Consider the following 11,447-nt stretch of genomic DNA (forward strand, 5'->3'; position numbering starts at 1 on the left):
AAAGTTAAATTTCAAGGTTTTTGTATATCTCTTTCCATTTAGGTCCTAACTTGGCTGCTAACTTTATTGCCTGAGCCATGCTACTTTCGTTGGCTATTCCTAAACCAGCGATATCAAAAGCTGTACCATGATCTACTGACGTTCTTAGGATAGGTAGTCCAACAGTTATGTTAACTCCCTCATCGAAGAATAAGCTTTTGAAGAATATATGTCCTTGGTCGTGATACATGGCTATGAGGAAACGGTATTTTCCTTTAGTGGCAGCTGGGAAGAGGGCATCCCCAGGTAGAGGACCTATCGCATTTATTCCTTCGCTTTGAGCTATTTTAACGGCTGGTTCTATGATCTCGATTTCTTCTCTTCCGAAAAGCCCCCCTTCACCTGCGTGTGGGTTTAAAGCTGATACAGCGATCTTCTCTTTATCGTACCCCAAGGCCTTGGAGAATAGGTGCGCTAACCTTATCTGATTTAATATACGTTCTATGTTTATAAGGTCAATTGCTTCACGCAAGGAAACATGGGTTGTTACGTGGAAGATAAAAATGTCTCTTGCTGTTAAAACTAAGGAGTATCGTTCTATTCCGAATTCACTGGCTAAAAGCTCCGTATGGCCTGGATAGTTAAAGCCGGCTTTATTTATAGCCTCTTTGTTTAGCGGAGCTGTAGCTATAGCATGTATAAGTCCCTTTTTGGCAAGCTCTGCTCCTGCCTTTACATATAAGGCTGCTCCTCTTCCTGCTTCTAAGGAAAGTTTGCCAGGTTCTATCCCTTTTAAGGAAGGGATTGGCTGTATGATATTAATTTTACCTACTTCCCAGGAAGCGTATTCTGGAGAGCTAATTAAGATAAGCTTTGGGTCTTTGATCTCCGAATCTTTTGGCCAAAACTTTAGGTTTTGCTCCATTATATGAAAATCTCCTATTATCAATGGTTTACATGTTTCCCAGATTTCCCTTTTAGCTAAGGCCTTGACTATTATCTCCGGTCCTATTCCAGCAGCGTCCCCCATTGTTATACCAACTACCGGAAGCTCACTCATTTGGCCAATCCCTCCCTTTTAATTTTCATGGCATGTTAACTAGATAATCTACCGCTTGTATCAAAATATCGGGTTTGCCAAACCCCCCTGCTTTAGTTATTATCTTAAGGTTAGGTTTGCTTCCACCGCTTACTGTACCGACTGGAACTCCTGGTGAAACCTCAGAGATTAAGTCGATACCATTACCCCTAAGCTCGTTAAGAAGCGCTCTTGCGGTGTCACCACCTGTAGCTATTACTCCGTGAACGTTTATTTTCTCTAACATTAGGGAAGCTAGCTTGGCTAAGAGCTTAGCAACTTTGAGAGATAAAGTCGTTTTGTCAATTCCTCTTTTTTCAGCTTCAATCTTTATTGAATCTATAAAGTTTGGATCGGCTGGTGTTGTTAGAACCATTATGTTATGCCCTTGATTAATTGCGGTTTCTGAGGAGTTTAATGCTTCCATTAAAGCTTTATCCTGTAAGTGTTCATTTTCTAAGACAACGCTTACATCTAAAGTTATTATCCATGGATTTTTCTTTTCTTTAAGCAAGGATAATTGTTCTCTTGTTACAGGGTTAACTGATCCAATGAGTAATAATATCGTCTTTAACTTAGGCTTAGGTGGCTCTTTTTTAAGCTTCTTTGCTAAGGTCTTTGCTAAAGGACGGGCTAATCCAGCTGAGCCAGTCAAAATTACTCTACAGGGGTTTCCTTTTTCATCCAAGAAGTATGGTATATCTTCCTCGTGTAAGAATAAAGATTTAACTATCGTTTCTAGGTCTTCGTTTGTTATGGCGTCTATCACCACTATACTTCCGCCAGCTCTCTTAAAATTAGCAAGGGTTTCGGTTAGCTTTTCTGGTCCATATTGTAGTTGTTTTATATCTATGCTAAGTACAGGTCGCCGAACGTTTTTTGATAACAAGGTTGGTATATGAGCTTCTCTTACCGGTGAAACTGGATCGCGAGATATAGATGTTCTGGATACTAATTCTCCATTTACTAATAGGTATCCTCCTATTACGGTCCTTCCGTTATCTGGAAAAGCGGGGCATATTATAGCCATGTCAAAAGCGAAAGCATCCATCATCGCATCGGTCTCTACGCCTACGTTGCCTCTCATGGTGGAGTCTATTTTCTTATATATGGGATATACGCCTTTTTCTTTGGCAGATTTTGCAGTTGAGAGAACTGCATTATATGCTTCCTCTGCTTTTAATGGTCTACTTTCAGTGTTAAGCACGATTACATCAGTTTCTAATAAAGATTCTGGTGTCCATTCCCCAAGTAAAACCCTTGTTCTTAATCCTGCTACCGCAAATTGGACACCGGTGTCTCCTGACCCGGTTAGATCATCCGCTATTATGGCAAAAACCCTGCTTTTCAAAATTAACACCTCTTTTAGAGTTATAAGCGGATCACTTGTTTTTGTTAAGTCTCTTATGTAGATAATGGGTTATAAGAGGAGTTACTATTGCGGTGACTAAGACTGAGGCAGCAACTTGAGCTGTTGCCACTGAGGAAAATGGAGCGAACCTTGGATCCGCTTGAGCTACTACAGCAGGGGTAGCCACAGCGTTGCCTGCGGTTGTCCCGATTGCAAATCCAACAGCGCTTCTTTCCTTTAGAATATGACGATAGGATAGATATCCCAGAGTTCCGGTTATCAAAGATACAAGTAAGCCTAACCATATACCGGTTACTCCTCCTAGTGCTAATGATTTTAGATCTATTCCTGCTCCCAAAGCAAAGGCGAAAAATGGTACGGTTATTGAGCTTGCTGGTTTCATCATGTCTGCAAACTTTTGGTCTAGATTGCCTAAAATAAAGCCTACCAGGAATGGTATTATAGCTGCTAAAATATATTTAAGAGGTATAGCTCCTAAACCGCTCAGTCCTAAGAAGACGAGTGTAAAGAATGGGCCATCGTTTAATGCGCTGGCGATATAGGCACCACGATCCTCATGATTGCCGTATTGAGCTGCTAAGGCTAACCAGAGACCGCCATTAGAGTTTATAAAGGCTGTCATTGCGGCAAGCAAAGACATACCGAATATCCCATTAAGCCCAAATATGTAACCATAGATGACCACAAGTATAGCTGGTATAATCGTTTTAGCTAAAAGCAATACTCCTGTTTTAATCATTACTGCTCCACTTTGGCGGAGATTAATCTGTGCTCCTGTAGCTAATATTAATAAGGCGATAAGTGGTAAAGCACCGTTTTTAAAGAGCGCTGTGGTAAATGATCCGAGATCTAAGAAGCCGGGAGAGGTTGTCCTTACTATAGATCCAAGAAGAAGAGGTATCAGCATCATTCCACCGGGAACGCGCTGTAAGGTAGTTACTATTGGGACATTGATCATGAAAATACACCTCCTATTATTTAGCTTTATAATGATAAATCTTTCATAAGATGAAAATATCACTATTTAGTATAATTGTCAACTGATTGTTAGGATATTTTCGATTATATTTATTCTTATGTTTGTTGTTATCTCCTATAATTTAATCCTTTTGAACGAATAGAGGTGAAGAATGTTTAGAGAGGAAAAGCCTTTAATTATCATTCTTGATTTTGATGGTATATATGGCGAACAATATTACTTATCTTCCCTGGGTAGGGTTATAGATTTGAGAAAGGTAGATGGGGTTAAGTTCATGTGTTTTCCTTCTAAGCTTTGTGAAATTGATGATCTGATTCCGAAAAGGCAAAAGCTTATCTGCTTTCTTGGGGGTGGGGAGTATCATCATTTTTCTCTGCTCTTTTTAAGAAGGATAAGCTTTCCATTTGTTTTGCTTCTTTTTGATAAGCATTTTGATGCTCTAAAAAGAGAGGATAACTTTATCAGATGCGATTCTTGGATAAGAGATGCCTTAGGGCTTAAGAACTTGTTTAAGCTTGTATTTATTTGTAAGGCTGAAGTAAGGCGGGACAAGATTTGCTTTCTTCCACCAGATCCATCTAAGCTCAGCAATCTTATTAAGGGCAAGCAAGTTTATATAAGCATAGATAAGGATGTGCTTGATCTTCCATTGACACGATGGGGTAGGGGATGGCTTTCTTTAGATGAGCTTTTAAATTTATTGATCTCTATTTCAAGGGAAAAGATTATCGGAGTTGATATATGTGGAGAGCCTGACAAGCTTGAGCTGTGGAAGATACCGCAGAGCGAAAGAATTAATCTCTTGATTCTAAAGGCGTTAGGAGTTGTAATCCCAGATAATGTAATAACTAGTATTAAAATTGCATAGCTAAGTTTTTGAACTAATCTTTAAAATACAGCTATATAACCATCGGCCCTTGGTTCTGTAGCTCCTATTAAGGTTCCGTTTTCAAGTTGCCATATAACTTGTCCTCTCCCGAAAGAGTCTACATCATCGCTATATAAAATTTCATGCCCCATCTGTTTTAAAGTTTCAGCTACTTCTTTTAAAAATTTGCTCTCAAGATGTAATGTTTTCTCTCCTCTCCATTGCCATCTTGGGCCATCCAAGGCTTCTTGAGGATTCATCCCCCAGTCTATAATCCTAGAAAGTACCTGTAGGTGTCCCTGAGGTTGCATAAAAGCTCCCATAACACCAAAGGGACCTATCGGCTTTCCTTCCTTCATCAGAAAGCCTGGGATAATCGTATGATAAGGTCTTTTGCCTGGCTCTAAAAAGTTAGGACTTTTAGGATCTAAGCTAAAACTGTAACCTCTATTATGAAGGGCTATTCCGGTTTCTGGAACAACTAAACCTGAGCCAAAGCCAGTAAAGTTGCTTTGTATGAAGGATACCATGTTTCCTTCTTTATCTGCTGTGGCTAAGTAAACTGTTCCAAACTCCTTAATTATGTCTACTTTTGGAAGATAAGCTCTATCGCTTATTAAGGCCCTTTTCTTTTCTAGTCTATCTTCGCCTAAAAGCTCTTTTATAGGGATTTCTCTAAATCTAGGGTCGGATATAAAGTGGAAAGCATCTTCAAAAGCAAGCTTTATCGATTCTATTTGAAGATGTAAGGCTTCTGGGGTATCGGGAGGTGGCATCTTAAAACCAGAAAGTATTCCCAGGGCTATTAGTACCACCATTCCCTGGGAATTAGGAGGAAGTTCGTAAACTTCATAACCTCTATAATTAATACTTAAGGGATTTACCTCTTCAGGTTCGAAGGAAGCAAGATCTTCCTTTCTTATATATCCTCCATACTTTCTTGAAAAGTTATCTATTCGTTCGGCGATTTCCCCCTTATAGAACTCTTCAGAGTGACTTTCTGCTAATTTTCTTAAGGTTTTTGCATGATCTCTAAGTTTAATTATCTCTCCTGGTTCGGGTGGTCGCCCTTCATAGCAGAAAGCTTTAAACCAGAAGGAGAACTCTTCTCCGGAGAGTTTCGAGTATGTTTCGAAGGCCTTTTTCCATGAGCTTGCCACGGTTACTGATATCGGGAAGCCTTCTTCTGCGTAAGCTATAGCTGGTTCAAAGAGCTCCTTAAAGGGTAGCTTTCCAAACTTTCTGGATAGATATGCCCAGGCTGCAGGCGCTCCCGGGACAGTTACCGGAGGAAAACCATATTTTGGTATCCTCTTTAAGCCTCGTTCGATGAATTTCTCTGCTGAGATGAGCTTTGGAGCAAAGCCGCTTGAGTTTAAACCAACGAGCTTACCGTTATGATAAACTATAGCAAATGCATCTCCACCTATACCATTGCTTGTGGGTTCGACGACTGTTAGACATATAGCTGTAGCTATAGCGGCATCTATGGCGTTGCCACCCCTTTTTAAAATCTCAAGGCCAGCTTGGGCTGCTAGGGGAACGGATGTTGCGATCATGCCTTTATTTCCATAAACTAGGCTTCTTCTTGAAGGATATCTATAAGAAAATGGGTTGAAACTCATTTCTCTCACCTCCAAGTTTATTATATAATTTAAATTAAAACTTTGAAGGAGGTGTTTGTTTTGAAGAAGATAGCTTGGTTTTTGTTTTTCTCTCTTGCTTTAGGGGTTTTGTTTTCTTTTTCAGTTATGGCTCTGGATAGATCAAAGATAGTAATAGTCGCTACACCTGAGGATCCGACTACTCTTGATCCTGCTGTAGCTTGGGAACCTAAGGCTCAGCTTGTTATAAAGAACTGTTATAACACGCTTGTTGTAATGGATGGGGAAAGCGCAACTAAAGTTAAGGGGGAGCTTGCTGAAAGGTGGGAAGTTAGGGACGAGGGTAAAACCTATGTATTTTACTTAGTTAAGGGAGTTAAGTTTCATGATGGTACGGAGCTTACTGCAGAGGATGTAAAATATTCTATTGATAGAACTATAGGGGTGAACAAGGGTCCAGGGGCTCAGCTTAAGGAGATAGTAAAGAATATCGAAGTAGTTGACAAATATACTGTTAAGTTTGAGCTTAATCATGCTACCCCATGGTTTTTAACTCTTTTAGCTCAGTCTGGTGCTTCCATTTTGAATAGCAAGTTAGTGAAAGCTCATGCTACTGAGAAAGATGTGTGGGCCTTAGATTGGCTTCATGATAAAGTTGCAGGCTCTGGTCCTTATAAGCTTGATAGGTGGGTTCATGAACAGCAGATAGTTTTGGTTAAGAATCCGGGTTATTTTAAAGGATGGAAGGATAATCAGTTTGAGATGGCTATAATAAGGACTATAAAGGAGCCATCCGAAAGAAGGCTTCTGCTTGAGAAGGGAGATGTGGATATAGCTTTCAGAGTTTCTGAGGATGATTTGCTAAAGATAAGGGACCAAAAAGGGATAAAGGTCTTAACACAGCCTTCTTTAACTATATTTTATATTGGGTTTAATGTTAAGAAGGGTCCCTTGCAAGATGTTAGAGTTAGGAAGGCTTTAGCATATGCTTTTGACTATGATGCTTTTATAAACGATGCAATGCGTGGATTTGTTCAAAGGCTGAAGGGGCCTGTTCCAAGCGCTATATGGAACTATGATGAGAGTTATCCATATTATAAGAGGGATATAGAAAAAGCGAAGAAACTACTAGCTGAAGCCGGATATCCTAACGGTGGTTTCACTTTGGATTTCATAGTTGAAACAGGTGGTGATATACATAAACAGGCGGCCTTGGTTTTTCAGCAAAGCCTTAAGGAGCTTGGGATAAAGGTCAACATTCAGTTCTTGTCATGGACCACTATATGGGCTAAGATGGCTAAGGAGGAAGAGGCCCCTCAGGTTTTTAATACTCACTGGTATGCTGATTATGCGGATGTGGAGAATTTTCTTTACTATCAGTATCATTCCTCTATGTGGGGGGATAGAGGGTTTAATGAGTCTTACTATTCTAATCCCGAGGTCGATAAGTTGCTTGATGAAGCAAGGTATATGACTGACGAAGCTAAAAGGAGAGAATTGTTTGCTAAGGCAGTTAGGATTGTAATGGAAGATTGTCCAGCTATATGGTGTGCTGAAAGGCTTCAGATAGTATCAATAAGAGATTGGATAAAGGGGTACGTCTTAAATCCCATTTATTACGAAACTCCTTGTTTTTATGATCTTTATAGGTAGATCCTTTGAGGGCTCTCTAATTTTAGGAGAGCCCTCTGAATTATCTTATTATAGTGAGGTGTTTAAGCTAGTTGAAGCTCCGTCATTATGTGATTAGAAGGATTCTTCTTCTTTTCCCTGTTCTTCTTGGAGTTATCACTATAACCTTTTTCCTTATTTATCTTGTTCCGAGTAATCCTGCAAGGCTTATAGCTGGTCCACGTGCTACAGGTGATCAGCTTAAGCAAATTAATCTTGAGCTTGGTTTAGACAAGCCCATTTATGTTCGGTATTTTATGTATCTTAAAAAGCTAATTAAGGGGGATCTGGGAAGATCTATTTTGACCAGGAGGCCTGTTCTTGATGATCTTATGACGTTTTTCCCAGCTACGCTTGAACTGACTTTAGCAAGTATGCTAATCATGGTTCCAATGGGGATCCTTTTAGGGGTTATTTCTGCGATTAAGAGAAACTCCTCTTTAGATCATATTATAAGAATTTTTGCTTTAAGTGGGGTTTCCATGCCTGTCTACTGGCTAGGGCTTATATTGCTTTTAGTTTTTTACTTTAAGCTTGGTATCCTTCCCGGGCCGGGAAGGCTTGATCCTCATATAGTTCCACCTCCTATGATAACCGGTCTTTATATATTAGATAGCCTTCTTACGGGAAGGTGGGATGCCTTCACAAGTAGCATAAAGCATATTATACTCCCCGCTATGACCTTAGCTTATGCCACTACTGGCATGACCGCAAGGGTGATGCGCTCTTCTATGCTTGATGTGATAAGTGCGGAATATATAAGGACTGCAAGGGCCAAGGGGTTAGGTTTTTGGCAAATAGTATTTAGGCATGCTTTGCGTAATGCTCTGATAGCTCCTTTAACCTTTATAGGTTACCAGTTTGGCTATCTTTTAGCAGGTGCCGTGTTGACCGAGAGCATATTTGGGTGGCCGGGTCTTGGAAGATATGCGGTTGAAGCTATGACAAATGTGGATTTTCCAGCAGTTTTAGGTGTGGTTATACTAACTACGATTATTTATGTCATAGTCAATCTGGTTGTGGATATAGCTTATGTAGTAATAGATCCGAGGATAAGACTGGGAGGAAAGGAATGAAAAGAAGCGAGTTTAAGTATACGCTGTTTCTTATAAAGCGGAATTATCTTATAATGCTTGGGTTAGCTATAGTTAGTATGGTTGTCTTCCTCGGGCTCTTTGCTCCTCTTTTGGCTACTCATGATCCTGAAGATATGGTTTTTTCAGATCGTTTGAAGCCTCCATCTTTGAAACATCTTCTTGGTACTGATGATAATGGGATGGATATCTTTAGTAGAATACTTTATGGGATAAGGTTTGATTTAACAATTGCTTTTGTGGTTATAGCTGTGGTGAGCGTGTTTGGGACCCTTTTAGGAGTTATATCAGGTTACTATGGTGGTTTAGTTGATGAAATTATAATGAGGATAGCTGATATATTTTTATCCTTCCCATATATTCTTTTGGCTATGGCTATAGCTGCTGCTTTGGGACCAGGTCTCTTTCACTCCATAATAGCTATATCTGTAACGTGGTGGCCTGTTTATGCAAGACTTGCAAGAGGTATGACTCTATTTGTTAAAGAAATGAACTATGTGGAGGCTGCTCGGGCTTTAGGTGCGGGAGGCCTTTATATAATTTTTAAACATATCTTGCCTAATATACTGCCTCCGATACTCGTTCAAGCGACTCTTGACATGGGAAATGTAATCTTGGAGGCAGCTGCGCTTAGTTTCATAGGTTTAGGGGCACAACCCCCTCAACCTGAGCTTGGACTTATGGTTAGTATTGGGAGAGGTTACATGAGGGATTATCCGTGGGTTTCTCTCTTTCCAGGCTTAGCGATATTTTTAATGGTCTTAGGCTTTAATCTGTTAGGCGATGGTTTAAGAGACCTTTTAGATCCGAAAGTGAGAAGGAAGCTACTATGAGTGGAAATCTGCTGGAGGTTAGGAATCTTAAAAGCTACTTTTATACGTATGATGGTGTGGTTAAAGCGGTTGATGGGATCAGCTTTTATATAAAGGAGAAGGAATCTTTTGGATTGGTGGGAGAAACCGGTTGTGGAAAGAGCGTAACTGCTCTTTCAGTTATGAGGCTTCTTGACCCTCCTGGAAGGATAGTCGATGGAGAGATCTTATTTGAAGGTCTTGATATTTTGCGTATTCCAGAGGAAAAGATGCGGGAGCTGAGAGGAAGCAGAATCTCAATTATATTTCAAGATTCTATGGCTTCGCTTAATCCCCTTATGAAGATAGGAGATCAGATAGCTGAGGTTTTGAGAAAAGGCAGGAGTAAAGTGGAAAGGGAAGATATAGAGGAGCTTCTCAAGCTAGTGAGGATGCCCTCACCTAGACGAGTGGTAAATTCCTATCCATTTGAGCTTTCAGGTGGGATGAGGCAGAGAGCAATGATAGCCATGATGCTTGCTTCTAAACCGCGATTGCTTATAGCGGATGAGCCCACTACCGCTTTGGATGTAACCACACAGGTTCAGATTTTGAATCTTCTTAAAGATATGAAAGAAAATATGGGACTTTCTGTATGGCTTATAACTCATGATCTTGGTGTTGTAGCAGAGTTTTGTGATAGAGTTTGTGTTATGTATGCTGGAAAGATTATCGAATGTGGTAGCGTTAGGGAGATATTTAAGGAGCCTCTTCACCCTTACACTATAGGGTTACTTAGTTCCATTCCGGTTGTTAATAGGAGGGTTGATAGACTTTCGAGTATTCCGGGAAATGTTCCTAATCTTATAAATCCACCTTTAGGTTGTAGGTTTCATCCAAGGTGTTCATACGCTTTTTCTTTGTGCTCTGAAAGGGTCCCTGAGGAAACGCGAGTAAGCGAGACTCACACGGTTTTCTGTCATCTTTACTCTTAGGGGAGAGGAGATATTAGCTTTGAATGAGATTATCCTGAAGGTCGAGGATTTAAGGAAGTATTTTCCTATAAAGGCCGGTATTTTCGGCAAGGTATCGGGATATGTTAGATCTGTAGATGGGATTAATCTGACCATAAGTAGGGGAGAAGCCCTTGCCCTTGTTGGTGAAAGCGGTTGTGGTAAAACGACCTTTGGAAGGCTCGTTTTAAGGCTTATAGAACCTACCTCAGGGAGGATATTCTTTGATGGAATTGATATAACTGGCCTTTCAAGTAAGGAACTAAGGCCCTTAAGAAGAAGGATGCAGATAGTTTTTCAGGATTCCCTTTCCTCTTTGAACCCTCGAATGATGGTTAAGGAGATATTGTCGGAACCTTTTAAGCTTCAGGGAGGTTTTTCTTCGAGGGAAATCAGAAGAAAGATTATTAAGCTTCTTGAAATGGTTGGCTTAGGGGAAGAACATATGTATAGGTATCCTCATGAACTTTCAGGTGGACAGAGACAAAGGGTTTGTATATTAAGGGCTATTTCTTTAAATCCAGAGTTCTTAGTTTTGGATGAGCCCACATCTGCTTTAGATGTTTCTGTACAAGCTCAGATACTTAATTTACTTAAAAGCCTTCAAGAGGAATATAGGCTGAGCTATCTTTTTATAACTCATGACTTGGGTATAGTTCGCTTTATTAGTGACCGTGTTGCGATAATGTATCTCGGTAAAATAGTGGAGCTTGCCTATAATGAGGAGCTCTTTAAGAATCCTCTTCATCCTTATACGAGATCTCTTCTTTCCTCTATCTTTATACCTGATCCAGATGTTAAAAGGATTAAAGAGTTTGTTTTTGGAGAGGTACCAGCTTCAACAAATATACCTTCAGGCTGTCGGTTTCATCCTAGGTGCCCTTATGCTTTAGATATTTGTTATACGGAAGAACCTATCTTACAAGATAAAGGAAATCATCACTTTGTTGCTTGTCATATTCATCTACATTGAAGTTCACAGATGGATACGCTTACCT

Annotated in this window: 10 protein-coding genes; 6 read left to right on the forward strand and 4 right to left on the reverse strand. The window is 40.1% G+C overall.

Going from position 1 to position 11,447, the window contains the following annotated elements; translation table 11 throughout:
• Positions 1-4: 4 nt before the first annotated feature.
• Genes pdxA through NZ900_06750 form a run of 3 tightly spaced genes read right to left on the reverse strand, consistent with a single transcriptional unit; the run spans position 5 to position 3,387 of the window.
• Positions 5-1,039, reverse strand: a complete 1,035-nt coding sequence (pdxA, locus tag NZ900_06740; protein ID MCS7233786.1) for a 4-hydroxythreonine-4-phosphate dehydrogenase PdxA — start codon at positions 1,037-1,039, stop codon at positions 5-7.
• Positions 1,040-1,064: 25 nt separating this feature from the next.
• Positions 1,065-2,408: a four-carbon acid sugar kinase family protein gene (locus NZ900_06745; GenBank protein MCS7233787.1), complete on the reverse strand. Its 1,344-nt coding sequence runs from the start codon at positions 2,406-2,408 to the stop codon at positions 1,065-1,067.
• A 31-nt stretch (positions 2,409-2,439) separates the two neighbouring features.
• The gene (locus tag NZ900_06750; protein ID MCS7233788.1) at positions 2,440-3,387 is read right to left on the reverse strand and encodes a 2-keto-3-deoxygluconate permease; all 948 of its coding nucleotides are present in this window, start codon (positions 3,385-3,387) and stop codon (positions 2,440-2,442) included.
• A gap of 172 nt (positions 3,388-3,559) precedes the next feature.
• Here NZ900_06750 and NZ900_06755 point away from each other — a divergent pair, with 172 nt between their 5' ends.
• Positions 3,560-4,276: a hypothetical protein gene (locus NZ900_06755; protein MCS7233789.1), complete on the forward strand. Its 717-nt coding sequence runs from the start codon at positions 3,560-3,562 to the stop codon at positions 4,274-4,276.
• Between the two features lie 20 nt (positions 4,277-4,296).
• On the opposite strand, the gene ggt is transcribed toward NZ900_06755, so the two are convergent.
• Positions 4,297-5,901: a gamma-glutamyltransferase gene (gene ggt, locus NZ900_06760; GenBank protein ID MCS7233790.1), complete on the reverse strand. Its 1,605-nt coding sequence runs from the start codon at positions 5,899-5,901 to the stop codon at positions 4,297-4,299.
• Positions 5,902-5,961: 60 nt separating this feature from the next.
• Here ggt and NZ900_06765 point away from each other — a divergent pair, with 60 nt between their 5' ends.
• From NZ900_06765 to NZ900_06785, 5 genes are all read left to right on the forward strand, one after another.
• Positions 5,962-7,533 (forward strand): ABC transporter substrate-binding protein, encoded by a 1,572-nt coding sequence (locus tag NZ900_06765; GenBank protein ID MCS7233791.1) that lies wholly within the window; start codon positions 5,962-5,964, stop codon positions 7,531-7,533.
• 71 nt (positions 7,534-7,604) lie between these two features.
• Complete coding sequence (locus NZ900_06770) at positions 7,605-8,627, forward strand: ABC transporter permease (protein ID MCS7233792.1); 1,023 nt, start codon at positions 7,605-7,607, stop codon at positions 8,625-8,627.
• A complete protein-coding gene (locus tag NZ900_06775; GenBank protein MCS7233793.1) occupies positions 8,624-9,478 on the forward strand; it encodes an ABC transporter permease in 855 nt (284 codons plus the stop codon). Before NZ900_06770 ends, NZ900_06775 begins: the two co-directional genes overlap by 4 nt.
• Positions 9,475-10,431, forward strand: a complete 957-nt coding sequence (locus tag NZ900_06780) for an ABC transporter ATP-binding protein (protein MCS7233794.1) — start codon at positions 9,475-9,477, stop codon at positions 10,429-10,431. Before NZ900_06775 ends, NZ900_06780 begins: the two co-directional genes overlap by 4 nt.
• A gap of 10 nt (positions 10,432-10,441) precedes the next feature.
• Positions 10,442-11,422, forward strand: a complete 981-nt coding sequence (locus NZ900_06785; GenBank protein MCS7233795.1) for an ABC transporter ATP-binding protein — start codon at positions 10,442-10,444, stop codon at positions 11,420-11,422.
• Positions 11,423-11,447 lie beyond the last annotated feature (25 nt).

The organism is Synergistota bacterium (assembly GCA_025060595.1).
Classification (GTDB): domain Bacteria; phylum Synergistota; class GBS-1; order GBS-1; family GBS-1; genus 42-11.